The organism is Paraburkholderia xenovorans LB400 (assembly GCF_000013645.1).
Taxonomy (GTDB): Bacteria; Pseudomonadota; Gammaproteobacteria; order Burkholderiales; family Burkholderiaceae; genus Paraburkholderia; species Paraburkholderia xenovorans.
Map to the genome: position 1 here is coordinate 1636218 of NC_007951.1, position 24095 is coordinate 1660312.

19 protein-coding genes and 1 pseudogene are annotated in these 24095 nt (G+C 64.8%); 12 read left to right on the forward strand and 8 right to left on the reverse strand.

The genetic code is table 11. From position 1 onward, the window contains the following. Positions 1 to 24: 24 nt before the first annotated feature. From BXE_RS07270 to BXE_RS07305, 8 genes and pseudogenes are all read left to right on the forward strand, one after another. Positions 25 to 1437, forward strand: a complete 1413-nt coding sequence (locus tag BXE_RS07270) for a PelD GGDEF domain-containing protein (protein WP_038458112.1) — start codon at positions 25 to 27, stop codon at positions 1435 to 1437. Further along, positions 1430 to 2440, forward strand: coding sequence for a hypothetical protein (locus tag BXE_RS07275; protein WP_011487720.1), 1011 nt, complete (start codon positions 1430 to 1432; stop codon positions 2438 to 2440). Before BXE_RS07270 ends, BXE_RS07275 begins: the two co-directional genes overlap by 8 nt. Beyond that, complete coding sequence (pelF, locus tag BXE_RS07280) at positions 2437 to 4089, forward strand: GT4 family glycosyltransferase PelF (protein ID WP_011487721.1); 1653 nt, start codon at positions 2437 to 2439, stop codon at positions 4087 to 4089. The genes BXE_RS07275 and pelF overlap by 4 nt, the downstream gene beginning before the upstream one ends. After that, positions 4089 to 5462 carry an exopolysaccharide Pel transporter PelG gene (gene pelG, locus BXE_RS07285; RefSeq protein ID WP_011487722.1) on the forward strand — a complete coding sequence of 458 codons (1374 nt, stop codon included), beginning with the start codon at positions 4089 to 4091 and terminating at the stop codon, positions 5460 to 5462. Before pelF ends, pelG begins: the two co-directional genes overlap by 1 nt. Positions 5463 to 5597: 135 nt before the next feature. After that, complete coding sequence (locus tag BXE_RS07290; protein WP_011487723.1) at positions 5598 to 6785, forward strand: endo alpha-1,4 polygalactosaminidase; 1188 nt, start codon at positions 5598 to 5600, stop codon at positions 6783 to 6785. A gap of 56 nt (positions 6786 to 6841) precedes the next feature. After that, the gene (locus BXE_RS07295) at positions 6842 to 7747 is read left to right on the forward strand and encodes an endo alpha-1,4 polygalactosaminidase (protein WP_322787370.1); all 906 of its coding nucleotides are present in this window, start codon (positions 6842 to 6844) and stop codon (positions 7745 to 7747) included. 83 nt (positions 7748 to 7830) lie between these two features. Beyond that, positions 7831 to 8166 (forward strand): annotated as a pseudogene (locus BXE_RS07300) (SIS domain-containing protein); the annotation flags it as partial. Positions 8167 to 8478: 312 nt separating this feature from the next. After that, on the forward strand, positions 8479 to 10740 hold the full coding sequence (locus BXE_RS07305) for a copper-transporting P-type ATPase (RefSeq protein ID WP_011487725.1): 2262 nt from the start codon (positions 8479 to 8481) through the stop codon (positions 10738 to 10740). A 60-nt stretch (positions 10741 to 10800) separates the two neighbouring features. Here BXE_RS07305 and BXE_RS07310 read toward each other — a convergent pair whose 3' ends face one another. After that, on the reverse strand, positions 10801 to 11418 hold the full coding sequence (locus tag BXE_RS07310) for a LysE/ArgO family amino acid transporter (RefSeq protein WP_011487726.1): 618 nt from the start codon (positions 11416 to 11418) through the stop codon (positions 10801 to 10803). A 97-nt stretch (positions 11419 to 11515) separates the two neighbouring features. Between BXE_RS07310 and BXE_RS07315 the strand changes: the two genes are divergently transcribed. After that, a complete protein-coding gene (locus BXE_RS07315) occupies positions 11516 to 12409 on the forward strand; it encodes a LysR family transcriptional regulator ArgP (RefSeq protein ID WP_011487727.1) in 894 nt (297 codons plus the stop codon). 64 nt (positions 12410 to 12473) lie between these two features. Here BXE_RS07315 and BXE_RS07320 read toward each other — a convergent pair whose 3' ends face one another. The 4 genes from BXE_RS07320 to BXE_RS07335 form a co-directional block, all read right to left on the reverse strand. Then, a complete protein-coding gene (locus tag BXE_RS07320; RefSeq protein ID WP_011487728.1) occupies positions 12474 to 13880 on the reverse strand; it encodes a heavy metal sensor histidine kinase in 1407 nt (468 codons plus the stop codon). A gap of 47 nt (positions 13881 to 13927) precedes the next feature. Then, positions 13928 to 14611 carry a heavy metal response regulator transcription factor IrlR gene (irlR, locus tag BXE_RS07325; protein WP_011487729.1) on the reverse strand — a complete coding sequence of 228 codons (684 nt, stop codon included), beginning with the start codon at positions 14609 to 14611 and terminating at the stop codon, positions 13928 to 13930. Positions 14612 to 14633: 22 nt separating this feature from the next. Further along, positions 14634 to 15014, reverse strand: coding sequence for a hypothetical protein (locus tag BXE_RS07330; protein ID WP_011487730.1), 381 nt, complete (start codon positions 15012 to 15014; stop codon positions 14634 to 14636). A gap of 228 nt (positions 15015 to 15242) precedes the next feature. Then, the gene (locus BXE_RS07335) at positions 15243 to 16631 is read right to left on the reverse strand and encodes an NAD(P)/FAD-dependent oxidoreductase (RefSeq protein WP_011487731.1); all 1389 of its coding nucleotides are present in this window, start codon (positions 16629 to 16631) and stop codon (positions 15243 to 15245) included. Positions 16632 to 16789: 158 nt separating this feature from the next. Between BXE_RS07335 and BXE_RS07340 the strand changes: the two genes are divergently transcribed. Next, on the forward strand, positions 16790 to 17761 hold the full coding sequence (locus tag BXE_RS07340) for a LysR family transcriptional regulator (protein WP_011487732.1): 972 nt from the start codon (positions 16790 to 16792) through the stop codon (positions 17759 to 17761). A 306-nt stretch (positions 17762 to 18067) separates the two neighbouring features. Here the strand turns inward: BXE_RS07340 and BXE_RS07345 are convergent, their stop codons facing one another. Further along, positions 18068 to 19018 carry a LysR family transcriptional regulator gene (locus BXE_RS07345; protein ID WP_011487733.1) on the reverse strand — a complete coding sequence of 317 codons (951 nt, stop codon included), beginning with the start codon at positions 19016 to 19018 and terminating at the stop codon, positions 18068 to 18070. 118 nt (positions 19019 to 19136) lie between these two features. Between BXE_RS07345 and BXE_RS07350 the strand changes: the two genes are divergently transcribed. Beyond that, positions 19137 to 20309 carry a M20 aminoacylase family protein gene (locus BXE_RS07350; RefSeq protein WP_038456509.1) on the forward strand — a complete coding sequence of 391 codons (1173 nt, stop codon included), beginning with the start codon at positions 19137 to 19139 and terminating at the stop codon, positions 20307 to 20309. A gap of 71 nt (positions 20310 to 20380) precedes the next feature. Beyond that, positions 20381 to 21781: an MFS transporter gene (locus BXE_RS07355; protein WP_011487735.1), complete on the forward strand. Its 1401-nt coding sequence runs from the start codon at positions 20381 to 20383 to the stop codon at positions 21779 to 21781. 59 nt (positions 21782 to 21840) lie between these two features. Here the strand turns inward: BXE_RS07355 and BXE_RS07360 are convergent, their stop codons facing one another. Together BXE_RS07360 and BXE_RS07365 are read right to left on the reverse strand one after the other, a co-directional pair. Then, the gene (locus BXE_RS07360) at positions 21841 to 23094 is read right to left on the reverse strand and encodes an MFS transporter (protein WP_011487736.1); all 1254 of its coding nucleotides are present in this window, start codon (positions 23092 to 23094) and stop codon (positions 21841 to 21843) included. Beyond that, on the reverse strand, positions 23091 to 24086 hold the full coding sequence (locus BXE_RS07365; protein WP_011487737.1) for a PRC-barrel domain-containing protein: 996 nt from the start codon (positions 24084 to 24086) through the stop codon (positions 23091 to 23093). Before BXE_RS07365 ends, BXE_RS07360 begins: the two co-directional genes overlap by 4 nt. Positions 24087 to 24095 lie beyond the last annotated feature (9 nt).

The window sequence follows — 24095 nt, forward strand, 5'->3', positions numbered from 1 at the left end:
CCGACATGTGAAAAGGAAATGGCCGTGAATACCGCAGCCGTGGAAAACAATCCGGGCGCATCGAAACCGCGCCACGCGCATCCGTTCGGCAATCTCGGACGTGTGCGCCGCTTTCTGGCGCCCGCGGTGGCGCGGCCGTTTGCGATCGTGGAGACCGTCGTGCTCGTGCTGGTCGTGCTGGCCGTGGCCCGCTGGCTTCATCCGGAAGACCCGTTGCTGTTGCGCGCCGGTTTTCCGTGGCTGTGGCTGGTGTCGTTGCTGGTGGCCTTGCGGTACGGCAGCCTGCTCGGTCTGCTGAGCGGGGCTTTCATACTCGGCGCATGGGCGCTGTTCTATCCGCATGGCGGCCCGTTCCCCACGCTGTATTTCGCGGGCGGCCTGATCCAGACGATTCTCGCCGGACATTTCGGCGACACGTGGGGCAGCCGCGCGCAACGCGCGTCCTCGCTGAACGATTATCTGAACGACCGTCTCGTCGCTTTGACCAACAGTCACTACCTGATGCGCCTGTCGCACGAGCGGCTCGAAAAGGATCTGCTTTCGCGGCCCACCACGCTGCGCGATTCGATTACCGAATTGCGCCGGCTATCGGTCTCCAGCGAGACGGCGCTCGCCGTGCCGGCGGTTGCCAGAGAGGGGCACCCGCTGGGCGGCGCGAGCGGTTTGCTCGAATTCGTCGCGCAGGCCTGCCAGATCGAAGTCGCCGCGCTGTACCCGGTGCGTGACAACAAGCTCGACAGCGAGGCGATCGGCCGGATCGGCGATCCGTTCGAACTCGAAGTACACGACGAACTGGTGATGCATGCGCTCAACACGCTGAGCGTCGCGCATCTGAAGAACGAAGACACGGTCGTGCCGGTCAGCCAGTACCTGGTCTGCGCGCCGCTGGTGTCGGCGGACGGTGAACTGCGCGCGCTGCTCGTCGTCAAGCGCATGCCGTTCCTGTCGCTCAACTTCGACAACCTGCAATTGCTGCTGGTGTTGCTCGGTTATTACGCCGACGGCGTCGAGCATTCCGCCTTCGTGCAGCGCATTCTCGACAGCGTGCCGAATTGCCCGTACGAATTCGCGCTCGATCTGAGCCGCCTCGCGCGTCTTCAGCAGAAGGCGGGGGTAGCGTCGTCACTCGTCGCGCTGGCGTTTCCGCGCGACGAAGAGGGCGACTCGCTGTTCGAGCATGTGATGCGCCGCCGCCGTTCGCTCGACGTGATGTGGCCGGTGCAGACGGCGAAGCAGTCGGTACTGGTGAATCTGATGCCCGCCACCGACACGACCGGTATCGACGGCTATCTGGCCCGGATCGAAGCCAGCCTGACGGCGCAGTTCAACACCGACCTGGAGCGTGCGCGCGTAGGTGTTCATACGCTCCACCTGGAGGGCGACGAGCCCGGCGCGGCGCTGATGCGCCTTCTCAAACGAAGCGGCCTCGATGTCTAAGACCCTTTCTTTCATCGTCGGCGCGCTGGCGGCCGTGGTGGCCGTGATCGTGCAATACCTGGCGATCGCGAGCCTGCTGCAACCGGCCGGCGCGATCGACCCGCTGCTGCGCTTTTTCGCGCTGCAGGCGTTGGCCGGACTCGCCGAAGCCGTCGCGTTCCGCTCGTGGCTGCCGCTGAACTATCGCGAGCCCCGGGCGCTCTCGCTGCTGTTCCTGTGGCTCGCCTGCACCTTCGTGCCGCTGTTCGGCGGCCTCGTGGTGCTGAGCAGCTGCATCTGGGCGGCGCTCTTTCCGGCCAGCAAGGACAGCGATCAACTCGCCGACGTGCCGCGCCCGGAATTCGTCACGTATCTGGTGTCGCGCGTTTCGCACGGCGGCGGCGCGCGCTTGCAGGCGCGGCTCGCGAATACCCAGGTGTCGCCCACCGACCGCTTGTCGGCGCTCGTGGCGATCCAGAGCATGCCCACCCGCACCACCGGCACGCTGCTGCGCGAGTTGCTGGCCGATCCGCTCGAAGACATTCGCCTGGTCGCTTACGGCACGCTGAATCACGCCGAAAACGAAATCATGCAGAAGATCTTCCGGACCAGCAAGGCACTGGAAGCGACTGGCAACGACACCGAGCGGCACGCGCTCAACCGCATGCTGGCCGAGCTGTATTTCGAACTCGTGTACCAGAACCTCGTTCAGGGCGCGGTCTATCGCCACACGCTGCAACAGGCCGATCGCTACGCACGGACGGCACTCGAAACCGATCCGGCCGATGCAGCGCTGTGGCTGATTCGCGGCCGTCTCGCGCTGGCGAATGCGCTGCCCGATGTCGCGCACGAATACATTGCGCGCGCGCTCGAACTCGGTTTCCCGCGTGAGCGGCTGGTGCCGTGGCTCGCGGAAGCCGATTTCCTGCGCGGCGACTACGCTCGTGTCTCGCAGCTTCTCGCATCGCTGGGCAACGCGGCCGCGTTGCCCACACTCAAACCGGTTGTGAAGTACTGGTCATGATGAAAGAACTCCCGATCCGACGCGCCGCCGATGCCGATGTCTGCCTGCTGCTGGAAGGCACGTTCCCGTTCGTGCGTGGCGGCGTGTCGAGCTGGGTCAACGAAATGATCCGCTCGTACCCGGAGATCCGTTTCGCGATTGTCTTCATCGGCAGCCGGGAACAGGACTACGCCGGGGTTGCCTATGCGCTGCCGGACAACGTCGTTCACCTCGAAACGCACTATCTGTACGAGCAGGCGGTCGCGGACTTTCAACCGCGTGCCGTGGACGGCGACGCCGCCGCTTTCGCGCACTCGCAGGCATTGCACGACGCGCTGCGCGATCCGCGCAACGGCAGGGACGCCGGCGAGCTGATGGCCAGCATGATCCCGATGCTCGGCGCACACGGTGCGCTGAACGAGGAACAGTTCCTGTCGAGCCGCGCGGCGTGGGACACCATTGTCGATCAGTATCAGAAGTACTGTACCGATCCGTCGTTTACCGACTACTTCTGGACCGTGCGGATCATGCACAAGCCGCTGTGGCAACTCGCGCGCGTCGCCGAGAAACTGCTGCCGGCGAAGGTCTATCACACGGTATCGACAGGTTATGGCGGCTTTCTCGGCGCCTTGATGCATTACCGCACGGGCCGCCCGCTGCTGGTCTCCGAACACGGCATTTACACGAAGGAACGCAAGATCGACTTGCTGCAGAGCCAGTGGATTCGCGACAACCGCGGGGTGTTCGAACGCGATATTTCGCGCGTCAGCTATTTCCGCGAGCTGTGGGTGCGTTTCTTCGAAGCGATCGGCAAGCTCGCTTACGACGCCGCCGACGACATCGTCGCGCTATACGAGGCGAACCGCCAGCGCCAGATCACGGACGGCGCGCGTGCCGAGCGTACGCAATGCATACCGAACGGTATCGACGTCGACGCGCTGGGGCCGCTGGTGGCCGAGCGCAAGCCGCGCTCGCACCGCGTGGTGGCGCTGATCGGACGCGTGGTGCCGATCAAGGACATCAAGACCTTCATTCGCGCGATCTTCATTGCGTCGCGGACCATGCCGAATCTGGAAGGGTGGATCATCGGGCCGGAAGAGGAAGATCCCGCCTACGCGCTCGAATGCCGCGCGCTCGTGGAGAGTCTCGGGCTCGGCCGCAATGTGAAATTCCTCGGTTTCCAGCGCATCGACGACATGCTGCCGCAAGTGGACGTGATCGCGCTGACCTCGATCAGCGAGGCGCTGCCGCTGGTGGTGCTGGAGGGCTTCGCGGCCGGCGTGCCGGCCATCACGACGGATGTGGGCTCGTGCCGCCAGCTGATCGAAGGTGTGGATGATGAAGATCGCGCGCTCGGTTCGGCCGGCATGGTGGTTCAACTCGCGGACCCGGCGGCGTTTGCCCAGGCGGTGCTGTCGCTGCTCGCCGACGAGACCCGCTGGCATGCCGCGCAGCAGGCCGGACTCGCGCGCGTGCGCAGCTACTACACGAAAAAGCAGATGATCGACCGCTATCGCACGCTGTATGACCGGCTCTCCGCCATGCCCGATCGCGAGCGCAACGGCACGGCCACCGACGCGGCGCGCTGCCCGATGCATCACGGCACTCAATCCAGGGCAGAGCCGCGTGTGCAGCCGGCGCAGTCCGTTCAATCGCAGGAGACACGCTGATGGCGGGTATCGGCTTCGAATTGCGCAAGATCATGCGCCGCGACACGCTGACCGGCGTGGCGCGCGCCTACGCCTACGCGGGCCTGATCAGCTCCGGTCCGCTGATCCTGTCGATCTTCGGTATCCTGATCATCGGGCTGATCAGTCTCACCTCGGTGATCCCGACTTTCGCGATCGTGCAGTTTCAGGTGTCGGTCACCTATCTGATCGCGCTCAGTCTGATTCTCACCGGGCCGCTGCAACTGTCGTTCACGCGTTTCATTTCCGACCGCCTGTTCGAAAAGCGCGACGACCTCGTGCTGTCGAACTACAACGGCGTGGTGCTGGTGTCGACGATTCTCGCCGGCGTGGTCGCGGTAATCGCGATGCTGGTGGGTTTCCGCGAGGAACCGCTGATCTATCGCCTGCTGATGATTACGGGCTTCGTCGTGGTCAGCAACATCTGGATCGCCGTGATTTTTCTGTCGAGCGTGAAGCAGTATCGGCAAATCCTGCTGGTGTTCGCCGTGGGCTATGCGTGCGTGGTGTGCCTCGCGCTCGCGTTGAATGGTTATGGACTTGTCGGATTGCTCGGCGGGTTCGTGGCGGGGCACATCGTGCTGCTCGCCGGCCTGTCGGGGCTGATCTACCGTAACTACCGCAGCGAGCGTTTCGTTTCGTTCGAAGTGTTCGAGCGGCGCTTCGCCTATCCGAGCCTCGCGCTGGTCGGCCTGTTGTTCAACATCGGCGTGTGGCTCGACAAGTTCATGTTCTGGTATGCGCCGGGTACGGGCACCCGGGTTATCGGGCCGCTGCACGCGTCGGTGATTTACGACATTCCGATTTTTATCGCCTACGTGTGCGTGATGCCCGGCATGGCGACCTTCCTCGTGCGCATCGAGGCGGACTTCGTCGAGTACTACGACGCCTTTTACGACGCCGTGCGCAGCGGCGCGACGCTGCGCCATATCAACGAAATGCGCGACATGATGGTGGGCAGCGTGCGGGCCGGTCTGTACGAAATCATCAAGGTGCAGGCGGTCGTGCTGCTGCTGATCATCGCCTTCGGCGAGCGCGTGCTGGGCTCGCTGGGCATTTCGCCGCTGTATATGCCGCTGCTGGTGGTGGACGTGGTGTCGGCGAGTCTGCAGGTGCTGCTGCTCGGGCTGCTCAACGTGTTCTTCTATCTCGACGGGCGGCGCGTCGTGCTGCGGCTCACCGGCGCCTTCGTGGTGCTGAACGGAGTGTTCACGGGCATCACGCTCAGGCTCGGACCGGATTTCTACGGCTATGGATTTGCGCTGGCGCTGCTGGTCGTGGTGGTGGCCGCAGTGAAAGTGCTCGACCGCAAATTCATGTCTTTGGAATACGAAACGTATATGTTGCGGGGTTGAAGCGGAGGCGCCGCTGTTTTCGACCCGGCCGCGTGGCCAGGCCTGCCGTTCTGAAACGGCGGCGCCTCGCGCGTGGCGAGCCGGACCGGCGCGCCCGCACCCTCGGCCTGACACCGTTCGACTCCGGATTCCACCATGCATCAGTATGACTTTGGCCCGCTTCAGCGGGCCGCCCGCGCGCGCCTTGCGTTCAATGTCCATTGTGCCGGACGGCTCGCGCATCGATGGATCGGCGCGGCTGTCGTCGTCGCCGCTACCGGCTTGATGGCCGCTTGCGGAGGCGGGTCGGGCGGCAGCGGGGCTAATTCGGCTAACGCTTCGAGCTCTTCCAACTCGAACAATCCGGCGAGTCCCGCGACGAACGCAAACAGCAACACCAGCACGAACACCAACACGAACACGAACAGCAACACCAGCACGAACACCAACACCCAGCCGACGAGCCCCGCGCCGGCGATCCCCGCGACTCGCGCGTTGCCGGCCTCGCCGGTGTGGGCGGCCTATTACGGCCAGGGCAGCGCACTCGACATCGCCCAGGCCGCGGCCGCGTTCAAACTGATCGTGATCGACGCGGATCCCGGCAACGGCTCGCCCGCCTTCTCCGCGTCGCAGATCGCCGCGTTGAAGGCGAATGGCGCGAAGGTGCTCAGCTACCTGAATTTCGGCGCCTGCGAGAAGTCGCGCACATACTGGAACACCGTCCCGTCGGGTTTCGTGTCGTGCGGCGCGAACACGTCGGCGCAAATCGGCAAATATCAGGGCTTTCCGGAATACTGGATGAATCCCGCCAACGCCGACTATCAGAATCTGATCGTCAACTACGTGGCGGCGCGGCTCGCGGCGACCGGTGTCGACGGCTTCATGCTGGATAACTTCGAGATCGTCGGACACGGCGCCGGTTCGTCCACCGCTCCGTGCGACGCGGCCTGTGCGCAAGGCGGCCTCGATCTCGTCAGGCAGCTGCGCGACCGTTTTCCGGATCTCGTGCTGGTGCCCAATGCCGCGCCGGTTCAGGCTATCGGCGGGACCACGGGAGGCGTATCGTTTCCGTGGCTGATCGACGGCGTGATCGCCGAGCAGGTCTTCCTGCCGTCGACGAGCACGTCGATCGTGCAGCAGTTGAAGTCCTGGCGGAGCGCGGAGCAGGACCTCGGGCGCAACGGCTTCTTCGCGGGGTCGCTCGACTACGTGTCGTCGTGCACGGCGAGCTCGACCGCGCAAACCGCGTGGACGGCCGCGCAACAGGCGGGGTTCAGTCCGTCGATCTCGACTGAGTCGCTCGACAGTATCTGCTGGTGGTCGTTCCTGCCGCGGGGCAGTTAGCACCGGCCGCCTGAAGCGGGCCGGCTGGCCTGCACAACATGAAAGAGGAGCCGGGCTTGCCTGAGCACGATCACGATCACCACCGACGCCCCACACTGCGCGCGCTGCTGCGCCGTGTGAGCCGGCTCGCACGCATGGCCGCGCTTGGCGCGCTGGCTTCGGTAGCGCACGCGCAGGGCGCGGCGGACGCGCCGGCGGGACCATCGGTGGCGCTGTACTACGGCGCGAATCCGCCGGTAGAAGAACTGTCCGCATTCGATGTCGTAGTGGTCGATCCCGACGCGCATTTCGATCCGCGCGTCCATGCAAAGACGCACCCGGCGTGGTTCGCGTATGTGAGCGTGGGTGAGGTGAACCCGCATCGTTCGTACTACAGCGCGATACCGTCGGCGTGGCTGCCGGTTGTCAACGAGGCGTGGGCGTCGCATGTGGTGGATCAGACGGTGCCTGAATGGCCGGCCTTTTTCGTGGACAAGGTGATCGCGCCGCTGTGGAAAAAAGGCTATCGGGGCTTCTTCCTCGACACGCTCGACTCTTACCACCTGATCGCCGGAACCGATGCCACGAGAGCCGCGCAGGAAGCGGGACTGGTGCGCGTGATCCGCGCAATCAGGAAGCGTTATCCGGGGGCGAAGCTGATCTTCAATCGCGGGTTCGAGGTATTGCCGCAGGTCCATGATCTTGCGTACGTGGTGGCGTTCGAATCGCTGTATCGCGGTTGGGACGCAGGCAAGCAGCGCTATACGGAAGTGCCGCAGGCCGATCGCGACTGGCTGCTCGCGCAGGCGGCGATCGTGCGCGATCAATACAGGCTGCCGGTGCTGGCCATCGACTATTGCGCGCCCGCCGACGAGCTCTGCGCACCCGCCACGGCCGCGCGTATCGCGCAAGCCGGGATCGTGCCTTACGTCACGGACGGCGGGCTCGCGACCGTGGGCGTCGGTCCGGCCGGGCGGCAATGAGCGGGCGAGCCGCCCGAGTCGAATCGATGCTGCGTTATTTCAATCCGGTCGGTGCGCACGAGAGCGGTCTGATCGGCGAAGACCCGGCCGGTGAGCTCAAGCATGGCCCGCTGGCTCTCGTTACGGACGCGATGCCGGTCGTGACGATCGCGCCGAACGACGCGCTGCTCGAAAAGCTGAAGTCGAATCTTCAGGAAGTGAAGGCGCGAGGCGGCGAACTGTATGTGTTTGCCGACGCCGACACGCGGATCGGCAGCGAGCCAGGCATTCACGTCATCAGAATGCCGGAGCATTACGGCCCGTTGTCGCCGATTCTGCATGTGGTGCCGTTGCAGCTACTCGCTTACCACACGGCGTGCGCGCGCGGGACCGATGTCGACAAGCCGAGAAATCTGGCGAAGTCCGTCACGGTGGAGTAAAAGCGTAAGCATGTAAGCGCCGTTTCATGGATTCCGTCGCCCGTTTCGCCGGCCGGAAATATTCACGTCGACGCTTCTTCCTTGCGTCAGGTCAAAAGGGTCCGGAAGCGCGCCGGTACAGTCGGACGAATGATTACGGTCGTCTTCAGCAGAAAAGACACCGGCAGAAAGCGCAAGGCCGATGGGCGAACACATGCGAGCCATGCTCGCGCGGGCGTGGCTCGATTGCGCCGCGGGAACACCGCGTTTCGTCCCGAAGCTGTCCAGCAACGATACTGCGCAGGTCCACTAGCGCATCGCGGAGGGCTTTCCATGTCTGAACCGCACGGCCACGTTCACGGCCACGCTCACGCCCGCTCACCGGGTCCCGTCCCCGTCGATTCCGCGCACGCGTCCGGGCCGCAACGCCAGGGCGAACCGGGCGCCGTTTACACGTGCCCGATGCACCCGCAGATACGGGCATCGGCACCGGGCAACTGCCCGATCTGCGGCATGACGCTCGAACTCGTGACTCCGCTCGCGGTCGAGGAGCGCAACGTCGAACTCGAATCGATGACGCACCGCTTCTGGTTCGCGCTCGCGCTGTCCATACCACTACTGGTGATGACGATGGGGCCGATGGTTTCGTCGTTCGACCTCGGTGCCGCCGTGAACCACATCGGAGCCCGCCTGGCACGGCCACACTGGATGTCTGCATCGTGGGCACAGTACGTCCAGGCGGTGCTCGCCACGCCGGTCGTCGTGTGGGCAGGATGGCCTTTTCTGCAGCGCGGCTGGACCTCCTTCACGACGTGGCAACTGAACATGTTCAGTCTTATCGGACTGGGCGTGGCCGCGGCGTACGGGTTCAGCCTGTTCGCGCTGTTCTTTCCCGAGACGTTGCCGCAGGCGTTCCGGCGCGGGCATGAGTTGCCGCTCTATTTCGAGGCCGCTTCTGTCATCGTCACGCTTATTCTGCTCGGGCAGGTGCTCGAACTTCGCGCGCGTTCACGTACGTCGAGTGCTATCAGGGATCTGCTCGAACTGGCGCCGCATACGGCGATTCGCGTCAGGTCCGACGGAACCGAGGAAGCGGTGCCGCTGGAAGACGTCGCTGTGGGCGACTTGCTGCGCGTCAAACCGGGCTCCAAAGTTCCGGTGGATGGCGTCGTCACGGACGGCAGTTCGAGCGTCGACGAATCCATGATTACCGGGGAATCCATTCCGTCGGAAAAGGGCGCGGGCAGCAAGGTGACGGGCGCGACGGTCAATCAGACCGGCACGTTCCTGATGCGTGCGGAGAAGGTCGGCTCGGATACGCTGCTGGCCCGAATCGTTCAGATGGTCGCGCAGGCCGGCCGCTCCCGTGCCCCCATCCAGAAGCTGGCCGACAAGGTGTCGGGCTGGTTCGTGCTGACGGTTCTCGCAGTCGCGGTCGCCGCGTTTGTGGTCTGGGCTGCCGTCGGGCCGGCTCCTGCGCTTGCGAACGCGCTGGTCGTCGCCATCAGCGTGCTCATCATTGCGTGCCCTTGTGCGCTGGGCCTGGCGACGCCTGTTTCCATCATCGTGGGAGTCGGGCGCGGCGCGAAGGAAGGCGTTCTGATCAAGGACGCGGAAGCCCTCGAACTGATGGAGAAAGTCGATACGCTGGTGGTCGACAAGACCGGCACGCTGACCGAAGGCAAACCTCGCGTGCAAACGGTCGTGGCGCTGGCGGAGCAGTCGGAATCCGTCGTGCTGAGCTATGCGGCCAGCCTTGAAGGGCCGAGCGAGCATCCGTTGGCGCAGGCCATTGTGGCCGAGGCGCAAAAGAAAAACGCGCAGACGAAGCCGGTCGAGGCATTCAACGCGATTGTCGGCAAGGGTGTGAGCGGCCGGATCGACGGTCACACCGCAGTGCTGGGCAACACGGCGCTCATGGAGGACACGAAGGTCGATTGCGCCGCCGTACGTACGGAAGTGGACCGGCTGCGCGAAGCCGGCCAGACCATCATGTACCTTGCAATCGACGGCACGCTCGCGGGCTATATCGGCGTGGCCGACCCGGTCAAGGAAACGACCGCCGAGGCGGTCCGGTTGCTGAGGGCCTCGGGTATCCGGATCATCATGCTGACCGGCGACAACCCCGTCACCGCGAATGCAGTGGCGAAAACGCTGTCGCTCGACGGCGTCAAAGCCGGCGTGCTGCCGCAGGACAAATACAAGCATGTTCAGGAGCTGCAGCAGCAAGGGCATATCGTTGCAATGGCGGGCGACGGCGTCAACGATGCGCCGGCTCTCGCTCAGGCCAACGTGGGCATTGCAATGGGCACCGGCACCGACGTGGCGATGAACAGCGCCCGTGTGGTGCTGGTCAAGGGCGACCTGCGCGGCATTGCGCGAGCCCGGGCCTTGAGCGTCGCGACGATGAAAAACATCCGCCAGAACCTGTTCTTCGCCTTTGCGTACAACGTGATTGGCATTCCGGTCGCCGCCGGCGTGCTGTATCCGTGGCTAGGCGTGCTGCTGAGTCCGGTTCTCGCGAGCGCCGCGATGGCGTTGAGCTCGGTCTCGGTGATCGGCAACGCGCTTCGTTTGCGGGCTGTGCGAACGTAGCGGCGCCGATAAATCCGCTGACAAGGTGCTGACGAAGCCGCTGACGAAGCCGCTGAGCCTTCACCGCAACTGCGTTACCGCGAGCAGCAACACCATGCTGCCGATTGCGCCATCCAGCACGCGCCATGCCGTCGCCCGCCTGAAGAGCGGCGCGAGGGCGCGCGCGCCATAACCCAGGCCGATGAACCAGATGCCGCTGACCGCCATCGCGCCCAGTGCGAAGGCAACCCGCGCGCCTTCGGGTTCGCGCGCGCCGGCCGTGCCGATCAGCAGGAACGTGTCGAGATACACATGCGGATTGAGCCACGTGAAGGCGAGCGTCATCAGAATGATCGGTACGGCGCGCTGCACGGGCGCCGCGCCGCCGCCCTCGCTTTCCAGCACCGCGTGTTGCGGCCGCACCGCGCGGCGCAGCGCGTTGATCCCGAACCAGGCCAGATACGCGAGCCCGACATACAGCATGGCGTGCACGAACACGGGATAGCGCTCGACCAGTACCGAGGCGCCGCCGACGCCCGCACCGATCAGAATGAAGTCAGACAGCGCGCACAGTGCGACGATCTTGCCGACGTGCGAGCGCATGATGCCTTGCCGCAGCACGAAAGCGTTTTGCGCGCCGATGGTGACGATCAGGGATGCGCACAGGGCGGCGCCGTGCGAAAAAGACAGCCAGTTCATAATCGATCCAGTAGACGGGAGAAGCGAACGGGGCTAGTCTGCGGGTTTACTTGTCGTAAGAGAAGCTAATTTACTTAATGCCGATTAAGGAACGCTAATGCTCGACTATGCGTTGCTCGACGCACTGGCCGCCGTGGTGCGCCACGGCTCGTTCGATCGCGCCGCCGGCGAACTCAACGTGACGCCGTCCGCGGTGTCGCAGCGGGTCAAGCTGCTGGAAGAGCGCGTGGGCAGCGTGCTGGTGAAGCGCGGCCAGCCATGCGTCGCGACCACCTCGGGCGCGCTGCTGTGTCGCCATACCGAACGCGTGCAATTGCTGGAAGCGGAGCTGACCGGCCGCCTGCCGGCGCTGCCCGGCGCGCTGGTCGAACCGTGGCCCGCGCTGCGCGTGGCCGTCAACGACGACAGCGTGGGCACCTGGTTTATCGACGCGGTTGCGCAATTCTGCGTAGAGCGGGAAATGCTGCTCGATCTGGTGATCGACGATCAGGACCATACCGCGCAGCGGATTCGCGACGGCAGCGTGCAAGGCGCGGTCACCACGCAGGCCGAGCCGGTGCAGGGCTGCCGCTCCACGCGTCTTGGGCGGATGCGCTATCTGGCGGTGTGTTCGCCGGACTTCCTCGCACGTCACTTTGCCGGCGGTGTTACGCGCGAGAGTTTGCGGCGCACGCCGTGCGTCGACTTCAATCCGAAAGACCAGTTGCAAAAGCGCTTCATGCGCCGCATCACGCGCGCGGAACTCGATCCGCCGCTGCACTGGATTCCGCATGTCGCCGGTTTCTTGCGCGCCTGCGTGACGGGCCTTGGGTGGGGCATGTGCCCGGAACGCATGATCGCCCCGCATCTGGCGAGCGGCGAGCTGGTGGAAATGGCGCCCGGCAAGCCCATCGATGTCGACCTGTACTGGCAGAGCTGGCGTTTGTCGATTGGCTGGCTCGACGATTTCGGCGCGGTGCTGCGCAAGCGGGCAGCGGAGTTTCTGGACTGAAAGTCCAGCACGCACGATCAGGTGGCCGGCGAAAATGCCGCATACGTGCCGGTGCGTGCTTCGCTCAACTGCCGGGCAGATGCTTCGGAAAACGCAGACTGAATGTGGTGCGCGTGTGTGCCACGCTTTCCACGCTGCATTCGCCTTGATGTTCGTCCATGATCGATTTGACGATGGCGAGCCCGAGGCCCGTGCCGCTCGCCGAGTTGTGCCGCGATGGATCGACCCGGTAGAAACGGTCGAAGATGCGCTCCAGGTGCGGACTGGCAATGCCGACGCCGGTGTCCGACACCGATAGCTGAACGTAGCGCCGGCGCTCGCCGCACTGTATGTTGACGGTGCTGCCGCGCGGCGCGTGGCTCAATGCGTTGGAAATCAGATTGCTCAGCGCCCGTTGCACCAGCGGCACATCGCCTTCAAAACGCGCATGGCCCGATACCACGATCTCGACGCCGGCGTCCGCGGCCATGATTTCGTAGTAGCCGGCGATCCGCATCGCCTCGTTGCGTGCGTCGACAGACTGCAGCGTCAGCCGGCGGTGACCGCTGTCCGCGCGCGCGAGAAACAACATGCTGTCGATCAGGCGCGCGAGCCGCTGGAATTCGTCCACACTCGATTCGATCACGCCGCGATATTCATCGGCCGAGCGCGGTTGCGACAGCGCGACCTGCGCTTCGGCCAGTAAATTGGTGAGCGGGGTGCGCATGTCGTGGGCAAGGTCGGATGAAAATTGCGTGAGACGTGTGAACGATTCATGCAGGCGTGCCAGCATCCGGTTGAAGGCGCGGCTCAGTTCCTTCAGTTCGCCGGGCATGTCGTGCTCCGGCAGCGGCTGCGCAAGATGGCTGCTGCAGATCCGCTCGGCGCGCGCGGTCAAACAGGCCAGCGGCCGCAGCCCGAGGCGGGCAAGCGACCATGCAAGCAGCGCATTCACCAGCGTCCCGGCCGCGATCACGACCAGCACGTTGAGCGCGTAGGCGCGCAGCAACGCGCGTTCGCCGCGCGTGTCGTATTGCACGACCACGCGCACCTGCGTGCCGGACAAGTCGCCAAGCGGCGCCATCGCCACCAGAAAACGCAGCGGCTGTTTGTCGGCCGAGACGGACACGGGGGCGACGCCGGCGCGCACCGTCATCGTCTCCGCATTTGGCCGGTAGCCGCTGGTGCGCACGAGCGGTGCGCTTCGCGCGTCGAACAATGCGACATCGAGGTTCTTGTGTCCGTACAACTGGCTGTGCCAGGTCTCGCGATCGGCGCTGACCGCTGCGATGTTCGGCATGCTCCGCAGGCGTGTTTGCAGCGAGTCGACGATGGTGGCCATTTCACGCGCCGACGTGGCCTCCAGACGCGTTTGCAGGCCGCGGTGCAGCAGGACGCCGTTGAATATCAGCAGTGCCGAAGTCGAAAGGGCGAACAGGACCGATAGCCTGGCGCGCAAGGTGCGCAGCAGAAATCGCGCGGGCGGCTTCATGGGCCGTGTTTTCGCGCGCAGACGCAGCGCCGTGAACAGACGTCGCATCATGGCGGCAACGCGTGGCGCTCTTCCAGCACGTAGCCCATGCCGCGTACGGTGTGTATCAGCCTGGGTTCGTAGTTGTCGTCGACTTTCGCGCGCAGGCGCCGGATCGCGGCATCCACGACGTTCGTGTCGCTGTCGAAGTTCATGTCCCACACCTGCGAGGCGATCGTCGAGCGAGGCAGGATTTCACCCTGACGACGCATCAGCAGCCACAGCAGCGCGAATTCCTTGGCCGTGAGCAGGATCGTGTCGCCCTGGCGCGTGGCCTTGCGGCGCGTCAGATCGAGCACGAGATTCGACACCTGCAGCGAGGCGGCGTCGCGGGGTTGTCCGCGTCGCAGGATGGAACGGACACGGGCCAGCAGCTCGGCAAAGTCGAACGGCTTGCCGAGATAGTCGTCGCCGCCCATTTCGAGGCCGCGCACCTTGTCGTCCACCTCGTCGCGCGCGGTGAGCAGCAGCACCGAGGTCGAATGCGTGCGGCGCAGGTTTTTCAGCACTGTCCAGCCGTCCTGGCCGGGCAGCATGACGTCGAGGATGATCAGGTCGTAGTCTTCCGTCAGCGCGCGATGCTGGCCCGTCACGCCGTCTGCCACCCAGTCGACGATAAAGCCCGCCTCGGTCAATCCCTTTCGAAGGTACGTGCCGGTTTTGATTTCGTCCTCGACGATCAGGATACGCATGGGTTCTCTCCGATGACGCTTGTCAGCGACCGATGCGCGTGGCGGAACTGCATGACATGGGGACGCGGAATGCATCGAGGTGATGATCGGCGGCAGACGGCGGGCTCGATGCCTGCGAGCGCGGCGATGCGCGTGTTATCGCGGAAGACACTTCAAGCGATAGCAGGCCGCGCGTAAGCACTGGGCCGTTCTGGCCGCCCGCTTGCCCGGCTGCGGCCGCGGATGCGGAGACGACCGCGCAGGACGGTTCGCCGCCGTCGAACAGCCCGTCAGGCTGATTCCACCAGAACGCCAGAGAGCTGATCGCAATGACAACCAGGGCGGCTGCCAGTGAGACGGGCTGTTCGATCTGAAGCCGCTCCCATTGCGCGGGGAAGCCCGCACCAAAATGGGTGATGCGCATTGTCAGGCTTCGCATTCTTTGAAAATGCCGCATACCGTACGAGTCGAAAGTAAAACGGTTTCATCGTACGGTTACCTGATCTATATCAACATGAGAGCTAGATGACAATTTCGTCATATATGGCGCGTGCATATTTTGTTTCGGTATCCGACGCGCCCGCCCGGTTTCGCATGGCCCGCTCATGCTTATGCTCATGTCTGGCGAGCCGCGCGTGCGGCCATGCGTTCGTCAGTGCAGACGGATCACCGGATGCACGCGCCTGCGCAGCCAGTGGCTCGCCGTATCGAGCGCCATGCGTGCGAATCCGGTCAGCGTCATGACGTGCCGGCGATAAATCAGCTTGTAGACCGCGGTAGCGAACCAGCCGTCGACGAACACCGGCTGCGTGAGCAAGCCGCCGCTGAGACTGCCGATCGTGCCTTCACGCCCGAAGCCGACCAGCGTGCCGGCGTCGCGATACACGAATTCGGGCAGCGCTTTGCCTGCCACGCGGCACTTCAATGCACGCGCGAGAAACAGCGCCTGCTGATGCGCGACCTGCGCACGTGGCGCGAGGAAGGCACCGGGGTTGTCGGCGGGGCAGGCCGCGCAATCGCCGAGACCGAATACGTTCGCGTCGTTCGTGCATTGCAGGGTGCGATTCACGCTTATCTGTGCGTTGCGGTTGACCGCGATATCGTCCAGCGTGCGCAAAAGCGGCGGCCCCGCGATACCCGCGGTCCAGATCGCGATGTCGCTGGCGAGTGGGGAACCGCCGTCGGTCAGTACCGCGTCGGCGCGCACTTCGGTGACGCGCGTCGCGCTCAACACTTCCACGCCGAGGCTTTCGAGCATCCGTTCAGCGCGCGCGGAGATCGTTTCGGACAGGGCAGGCAGCACGCGCTCACTGCTTTCGATCAGACGGATGCGAAAGTCGCGCACGGGATCGAGCGAAAATGGACTGTAGCGATTCAGCAAACGCACCGTGTCGCGCAGCGCGGCGGCAAGTTCGACGCCGGTCGCCCCCGCACCGACGATGTTGATCGACACCGGCGTGTCCGCTTGCGCGGTGCGTGCGCGGCGTGCGTGGCTGGCGCGCAGGCAGGCGTCGAGCAGCTTGCGGCGGAAGGCTTCCGCATGCGCGACCGATTCGAGCGGCAACGCATGTTCGGCGGCGCCCGGCACACCGAAATACTGCGTGACGCTGCCCACGGCCAGCACCAATGTATCGAAGGCGATCTGACGGGCGGGCAGGATTTCGCGGCCGTCCGCATCACGCAGCGCGCTCACGGTGATGTGGCGTTGTGTGCGGTCGAGCGCGGTGAGTTCGCCCTGTTCGAATTCGAAGCCGTGCCGTTGCGCCTGTACCGCGTATTGCAGTTGATGCGTGGCGGGATCGAGCTGGCCCGAAGCGGCTTCATGCAGCAGCGGCTTCCAGAAGTGCGTGGGCCAGCGGTCGACCAGCACGATCCGCGCGAGTCCGGCACGCCCGAGCGATTCGGACAGGCGCGTGGCGAGCCCAAGTCCGCCCACGCCGCCGCCGACGATGACGATCCGATGCCCGGCCGTGTTTTCGTTACGTTGCGCACCTTGCACGCGTTGCGTTGTTGCGCCTGCCTGCTGTTCGATCTGGATCATGATCGCTACCCTCCTGACGTTGTTCGCACCGGGGCGAGTGATGGCGCGGCGTGGAGCGCGCTACCGAAGATTCCCCGGCTCATCTGTCAGGCCAGTATAAAATCGGCAAAAACCGCAGCACAATTTAATGTTTATGCAGAATATATAGGTTTTCACTTATGTTAAAAGCCGCTACGTTTCGTCAGTTGAAGGCCTTGCATACGGTGGCGAAGCTCGGCAGCGTGTCGCGCGCGGCCGAAGAATTGCGGCTCACGCAGCCGGCTGTTTCGCTACAGGTGCGTTTGCTGGAAGAGGCTGCGGGTGCGCCGCTATTGCAGCGCGTGGGACGTGGCGTGCAGTTGACCGCGGCCGGTGAGATTCTCGCCCGCTATGCGCTGGAAATCCTCGACCTGTGGAACGGCGCGGCGGACGATCTGGCCGCGTTGCACGGCGAGCAGGGCGGCACGCTGCGCATCGGCGCGATCACCACGGCCGAGTACCTGATCCCGCCGTTTCTCGTGCGTTTCACCGAATTGCGTCCGCAGGTGAAGGTGCAGTTCAAGGTCGGCAATCGCGCCGACATCATCCGTATGCTGGCTACGCATGAAATCGATCTCGCGGTAATGGGCAGCGCGCCGCGCGAATTGCGCACGGTGGCGACCGCGTTCGCCAAACATCCGATGGCGTTCGTCGCCTCGCCCGCGCATGCGCTGATGAAGAAAAAGCGCCTGTCGCTCGACGATCTGCAAAGCGCCAATCTGTTCGTGCGGGAGCGCGGTTCCGGCACGCGCTCCACCGTCGAGAATCTGTTTCGCCTCGCGGGCCTCAAGCTTCATATCGGCTCCGAACTGTCGAGCAACGAGGCGATCAAGCAGTTGGTCGAGGCCGGCCTCGGCATCGCGTTTCTGTCGCTGCACGCATGTTCGCTGGAGTTTCAGGCAGGCCTGCTCGCGTTGCTGCCGCTGCCCGCCAATCCGATCGAACGCGACTGGTATGTGATGCATGTATCGGATAAACGACTGCCGCACGTGGCCAGTCTGTTCCGCGATTTTCTGATCGAGCACGGCATGTCCGGCGCGGTGCCGGTGCCGTTGCCGACTGTCGCGGCGGCAAGGAAGCGCCGCCAGGCGCGTCAGGCAGGTGGTGCTTAAGCCGTGTGAAAGGCGCGTGAGAAGCGAGTGAGAAGCGCGTGAATTCTCGCTATTCGCTTCGACGTTTGTATTCACGCTGCGTCATTACGAGGCGCCAGGCGGGCTTCCAGCACGTCCGGCGATTCTTATGCGACGGCGCTTGCCGGTTACGTCGCCGGCGATGGAAGTGAAGGTTGGGCGGACGATATGTTTGCCCGCGGCGATTGTCTTTACCGTGGCGTCCGCGGTGTGGAGCGCGAGCCTGCTGTTCGTGGCCGGCTACGGCGCTCGAGCGGGCGCAGCGGCATGACATCACGCATGCCGCAACTAAAGCAGCAACTCGATCGAATGAAACAGGCGGCGTTGCTCGGGGTCTGGCGAGCGCGCGCCTTCGTCGATTACTTCATGCAGGCATTCGAGAAAACACGCGGCCGCCGGACTCGTCGGCGCGCCGCGCCGTGACGTGATGCTGACGATGGTTTCGTCCACCGTCTCGCGCAGCGGCAGCGCCCACAATTGCTCCTTCGCGAGCGTCACTTCCACGAGCGGCCACGGAAAAATGCTGAGCATGTCCGTATGCGCGAGCAGACCCAGCACGACCGCCAGCGAATGCGCGAGATGAATGGTGTGCGGCACCTGCATGCCGCGCTTGCGAAACACATTGTCCGAGATCGACTCGCGGCTCGCCGGATCCCAGTTCAATACCCATTCCGCGTCTTCCAGTTCGAGCAGCGTGCGGCAACCGGCTTTCGGATGATCGCGCCGCGCAACCACGGCCGAATGCGTGGAAAACAGCGGCACGTTGTGAAATTCCGATTGCGGCGATGCGGGCGGCGGCCGGCCGATCGAAAAGTCGAGGCTGCCGTCGCGCAAACGCGGCTGCACGACCGCGAGCAGTCCTTCGAAAAATTCCAGCTGCACTTCCGGCATGCGCTGCCGGAACCGCAGCACGGTGGGCGGCAGAAACGTCAACGCGACCCACGGCGTGACGCCGACTGTCAGTTTGCCGGCCGCGGCGCCGCGTAACGCTTCGATCTCGGCATGCGCGCGCTGCAATTGCCCGAGCACCACGCGTGCATGCACGACCAATGCGCGGCCGAACTCGGTGAACGCGACGCCGCTCGCGCTGCGTACCAGCAGCGGCGCTTGCAGATCGGCTTCCAGTTCGCGCATGGCCTTGGTCACCGCGGCGGGCGACAGGTCCAGCGAGCGGGCGGCGGCCCGGATACTGCCAGTATCGGCAATCGCCGCCAGGGTGCTGAGCTGATGCAGTTTCATCTGATGAGGCGGGGATAAGGTGGCAACCGACGGTTGCTGCCGCAACGATTCTACGCCTGCCGCTGGAAAATCGGCGTCGTTATGCTGGGTTCACGCTTTTCATCGACGGAGACAGCACGTGAACACTATGGCCATTCCGGCGGGCATCGCCGAACTCGAAGACGAAATGATCGCGCTGCGGCGCCGTATTCACGCGCAGCCCGAACTGGCTTACGAAGAGTTCGCCACCGGCGATCTGGTCGCCGAACGCTTGCAGGAGTGGGGCTACCGCGTGCATCGCGGGCTGGGTCAAACGGGTGTCGTCGGGCAACTGAAAGTCGGCACCGGCACGCGCAAACTGGGGCTGCGCGCGGACATGGACGCGCTGCCGATTCACGAAACCACCGGCCTGCCGTACGCGAGCAAGGTGCCCGGCAAGATGCACGCATGCGGCCACGACGGCCACACGGCCATGCTGCTTGCCGCGGCCAAACATCTGGCGCGGGAAAGGTGCTTCGACGGTACGTTGAATCTGATTTTCCAGCCCGCCGAAGAGGGTCTCGCCGGCGCGAAAAAAATGCTCGAGGATGGTCTCTTCGACCAGTTTCCGTGCGACGCCGTGTTTGCGATGCACAACATGCCGGGCTACCCGACCGGCAAGTTCGGCTTTTTGCCGGGCTCGTTCATGGCCTCTTCGGATACGGTGATCATCAAGGTGACCGGCCGCGGCGGTCATGGCGCGGTGCCGCATAAGGCAGTCGATCCAGTCGTGGTGTGCGCGCAGATCGTGCTGGCTCTGCAGTCTATCGTCTCGCGCAACATCGCGCCGCTCGATATGGCGATCATCACCGTCGGCGCGATTCACGCGGGCGAAGCGCCGAACGTGATTCCGGAGACGGCCGAGATGCGCCTCTCGGTGCGCGCATTGAAACCCGAGGTTCGCGATTACTTGCAGGAACGCATCACGGCAGTGGCGTGCGGCCAGGCGGCCGTGTTCGGCGCGCACGCGCATGTCGACTATCAGCGTCGCTATCCGGTTCTCGTCAACGATGCGGCCATGACCGTTCTGGCGCGGCAAGTCGCGCTCGACTGGCTCGGCGAAGGCGGCCTGATTGCCGACATGCAGCCGCTCACCGGCAGTGAAGATTTCGCGTTCCTGCTGGAGCGTTGTCCGGGCAGCTACCTGATCATCGGCAATGGCGACGGCGAGGGCGGCTGCATGGTCCACAACCCCGGCTACGACTTCAACGACGATTGCCTCGCCACCGGCGCGGCCTACTGGGTAAGACTCGCGCAGACGTTTCTGGTCTGAGGCCGGGGCTTCTGCATAAGCGGGCAGCGCCGCGTATGCGCATCAGCAGCAAGAACATCACGGAGACACAGATGGACTATTCCGCCACACCGCGGCCTGCCGGCACTGAAGCGTTGGCCATGCAGAGCGCGTCGGCAGTGCAGCCCGCGAGGCGCGCGAGCCACGCCAAAGCGATTGCCGCGATTACGCTGGGCAACGGCCTCGAGTTTTTCGACTTCACGATCTACAGTTTCTTCGCGACGATCATCGGCAAACTGTATTTCCCGGTGGAAGGGCAACTCGCGCAACTGATGCTGGCGGTCGGCACGTTCGGTGTTGGCTTCATCATGCGTCCGGTGGGCGGCATCGTGCTCGGTGCGTACGCCGATCGCGCGGGTCGCAAGGCCGCAATGAGCCTCACGCTGTGGCTGATGACGCTCGGCTCCGCGATCATCGCATTTGCGCCGACTTACGCGGCGATCGGCATTGCCGCGCCGCTGCTGGTGATTCTGGCGCGGCTGATTCAGGGTTTTGCGCTGGGCGGCGAGATCGGCGCGTCGACGTCGCTGTTGCTGGAATACGGCAGCAACAGCACGCGCGGTTTCTATGGCAGTTGGCAGTTCGTGAGCCAGGGCTTGAACACGGTGTGCGGATCGCTGCTGGGTGTCGCGCTGGCGGCGGCGCTTTCGACCGCGGCGCTGGAGAGTTGGGGCTGGCGCGTGCCGTTCGTGATCGGCATGGCAATGGGGCCGATCGGCATCTATATCCGGCGACATCTCGATGAGACGCTGCCGGGTGTCGAAGACGGCCCGGCGCCGCAGCCGGGCGAGGGTGCGGCGGCGGCTTTACAGCCTGGCTCGCAGCCGGTCCCGCGGGCTGTCTCGCAGCCGGTGCGCACGCTGTTTCGCGAGCATTCACGCGTCATCACGACGGGCGTTCTGACGACGATCGGCGGCACGGCGGCAAACTATATCGTGCTGTTTTATCTGTCCACCTACGCGATCAGGATCCTGCATCTGCCGATGTCGTCGGCACTCTGGGCCGCGTGGACTGCCGCGATGGTGACGGTGATCTGTTCGCCTTTTGCCGGCGCGTTGTCGGATCGCGTTGGGCGCAAGCGGGTGTTGTGGGTTTCTCGCGTGCTGCTGATCGTCGCCGTGTATCCGGCGTTCATGATGATCAATGCGTGGCCGACAGTGCCGGTTCTGCTGTCGGTAGTTGCCGGCCTGGCCGTGCTGGTTGCGTTGACCGCCGTGCCGAATATCGTCATGTTGCCGGAGATGTTTCCCCGCGAAATTCGCGCGACCGGCATGTCGATTGTTTATTGTCTCGGTGTTTCTATTTTCGGCGGATTCGCCCAGTTTTTTGCTACCTGGCTGATTCAGGTTTCAGGGAGTAACCTCGCGCCGGCGTGGTATCTGATCGGCTGCGGGCTGGTTTCCTTGTTGCCGTTGCCGTTTATGCAAGAGACTGCCGGGCGGGATATCGGGTAGGGTTTTTTTGCCCGCGCGGCGGTGTTCTTCCGGATGCCGCGCAGGCAAAAAAGCGGCAGTCACCGAGCCGCCGACTTCCCTCCGTCCGCCACCGGCGCTTCGTCTTCAGCCGCCGCGTCGCGCGTCTCCGGCATGGCCGCCCACACCAGCAAAACCGCCAGCGCGCCGGCCGCGGCCAGACCAAAAAAGCTCACCGCATTGCCGAAATGATCGGCCACGAACCCGGCGGCGGTGGTGCTCAACGTAGCCCCGATCCCGGCGGCCAATCCGAACAGGCCGATACACAGGTTATAGCGTCCCTTGCCGCCCGCCACGTCGGCGGCAATCAGCGGCAGCATCACCCCGAACACGGCCGCGCTCAAACCGTCGAGCATCTGCACCGGCACGAGCAGATAGGGGCTGCTGATTCCGGCGAACAATAGCGCCCGTATCGGCAGCGCCGAAAAGCCGAGCAGCAGAATGGGCCGGCGTCCCCAACGCTCGGCGGAGCGCCCGACCCACGGCGACATGATCGCCACGATCGCCTGCGGCACGATGATGCACGCCGCGATCACGAGCTGCACGTTGTCGCCCATGCCGGCCGTCACCTCGCCGGCGGCGAGATTGAGCATCGCCGCGTTCGACAAGTGGAACAGCACGATGCACGCCGCGAACAGCAGCATCCGCCTGTCGCGCAACAACTCGCGCAGACTTTCGCGCCGCTCGATCTGCTGCGGCGTCGGCGCGGCCTTCGGCAATTCGACGGTGTCGGTGCGCTGGATCATCGTCAGCGCGAACAGGGCGGGCACGGCGAGCGCGGCGGTCAGCCAGAACACCGCGCGTGGCGAATAGTATTCGCCGAATACGCCCATCAGGCCGGCCGCGACCGCGCTGCCGATCGACGCCCAGCGCGCATTGCGCCCCAGCCGGTCGCCGAGATTCGCGCGTCCCACCAGTGCGAACGAGATCGCTGCGAGCGCCGGCGTCAGCATGCAACTCGCGAAGCCGTGGAACACCTCGGCGGCGATCACCGGCAGCACCGTCGGACTGACGGCCAGCAGCACCGCGCTCAGAATGATCGCAATGATTGCCCACGCCGCCGCGCCTTTCTTGTTGCGCAACGCATCGACGGCGGCGCCGCCGGGCACCTGGCTCACCATCGCGCTGATCGTGCCCACGGAGAGCGCCATGCCGATCTCGCCCTGGGTCCACTTATGCGAGGCGAGATAGGACGCGATGAACGGTCCAAAACCTGTTTGCACGTTGGCGACGAAAAAATTCAGCCAATCGAGCGCGCGCAAGCTGCGCGCCGTTACCAGAGTGCGGCCTGTCATCGGGCCGCCCGTGCGTTGGAAGCCGCCGTGGTCGTGGCTGCGGCGGCAGGCGCCGCGACGGCGGCGGGCGCGGAAGCAGGAGCGGGCGCTGGCGCGGGAGGTGGTGCCGGCGACACCGCGCGGATCGGTTTGTCGCTGGCATAAGGCGGTGACGCGTTGATCTGCGCATCGCTCAATTCGAGCAGAGGATGCAGCTCCTTGTCTTTCGTGACGAAGCGCAGCGCCGACCAGTTGGCGGCAATCGTGCGCCGTTCGGGGCTCACCATGCCGTTGACGTCGAGCACGACTGCCTGCGGCTGCGCATTGGCGTCGACCAGCACGTCGATCACGCGGCCGACCTTGGCCCCGTTCGAGCGCTCGACCGTGGCGTCGATCAGCGGCAGTTGCAACGCGGCCGCGGCCGCCTTGGCCGGGTTCGCCGGAACCGCGGCGGCGTTGAGCGTGATGGGAGCGGTTTTCGCAGTCGGCGTGAAGCGGAACGCGCCCCACGGGAAGTTCACCTTGCGGTCGCCGACGCCGAGGAAACCCTGCAGATTCACGACCATCTCACGCGGCTTGCCGCCGGCATCCGCGATCAGATCCACCGCGCGTCCGACCACCTTGCCGTCGGGCTTCTGCACTTCGCTGTCGAGCAGCGCACGCGCCTCGTTGCGCTCGATCGTGCGCACCACGATCAGCGGCGGGGGCGGCGGAGGCGGCGGCGCAGGCGTGACGACGGGCGGTGGAGGCTCGACCTTGTGCGGCTTGACGACCGGTTTCCTCGGCTTTCTCGGCTGCTCGGGCTCGGCCGCTTCGGTTTCGACCGGTTCGGGCGCGGAGGCGGCCACCGGCGCGCTGGCGGGTTCGACCGGCATGACCGTGGCGTCGACGATCGGCGCCTGCTGCGGGCCCCACAGCAGGCTGCCGCAACCGGACAGCGCAAACAGCGCGAACAATGCGAACCCGGCATGAATCAGGTGACACCAGGCAGGACGCGAAAAACCGCCGCTCATCAAGAAGGA

Bases quoted from the DNA above. Each gene is read 5' to 3' on its own strand.
- BXE_RS07275 (WP_011487720.1), top strand. From the start codon at position 1,430: ATGTCTAAGACCCTTTCTTTCATCGTCGGCGCGCTGGCGGCCGTGGTG.
- pelF (WP_011487721.1), top strand. From the start codon at position 2,437: ATGATGAAAGAACTCCCGATCCGACGCGCCGCCGATGCCGATGTCTGC.
- pelG (WP_011487722.1), top strand. From the start codon at position 4,089: ATGGCGGGTATCGGCTTCGAATTGCGCAAGATCATGCGCCGCGACACG.
- BXE_RS07290 (WP_011487723.1), top strand. From the start codon at position 5,598: ATGCATCAGTATGACTTTGGCCCGCTTCAGCGGGCCGCCCGCGCGCGC.
- BXE_RS07305 (WP_011487725.1), top strand. From the start codon at position 8,479: ATGTCTGAACCGCACGGCCACGTTCACGGCCACGCTCACGCCCGCTCA.
- BXE_RS07310 (WP_011487726.1), bottom strand. From the start codon at position 11,418: ATGAACTGGCTGTCTTTTTCGCACGGCGCCGCCCTGTGCGCATCCCTG.
- BXE_RS07315 (WP_011487727.1), top strand. From the start codon at position 11,516: ATGCTCGACTATGCGTTGCTCGACGCACTGGCCGCCGTGGTGCGCCAC.
- BXE_RS07320 (WP_011487728.1), bottom strand. From the start codon at position 13,880: ATGAAGCCGCCCGCGCGATTTCTGCTGCGCACCTTGCGCGCCAGGCTA.
- irlR (WP_011487729.1), bottom strand. From the start codon at position 14,611: ATGCGTATCCTGATCGTCGAGGACGAAATCAAAACCGGCACGTACCTT.
- BXE_RS07330 (WP_011487730.1), bottom strand. From the start codon at position 15,014: ATGCGCATCACCCATTTTGGTGCGGGCTTCCCCGCGCAATGGGAGCGG.
- BXE_RS07335 (WP_011487731.1), bottom strand. From the start codon at position 16,631: ATGATCCAGATCGAACAGCAGGCAGGCGCAACAACGCAACGCGTGCAA.
- BXE_RS07340 (WP_011487732.1), top strand. From the start codon at position 16,790: ATGTTAAAAGCCGCTACGTTTCGTCAGTTGAAGGCCTTGCATACGGTG.
- BXE_RS07345 (WP_011487733.1), bottom strand. From the start codon at position 19,018: ATGAAACTGCATCAGCTCAGCACCCTGGCGGCGATTGCCGATACTGGC.
- BXE_RS07355 (WP_011487735.1), top strand. From the start codon at position 20,381: ATGGACTATTCCGCCACACCGCGGCCTGCCGGCACTGAAGCGTTGGCC.
- BXE_RS07360 (WP_011487736.1), bottom strand. From the start codon at position 23,094: ATGACAGGCCGCACTCTGGTAACGGCGCGCAGCTTGCGCGCGCTCGAT.
- BXE_RS07365 (WP_011487737.1), bottom strand. From the start codon at position 24,086: ATGAGCGGCGGTTTTTCGCGTCCTGCCTGGTGTCACCTGATTCATGCC.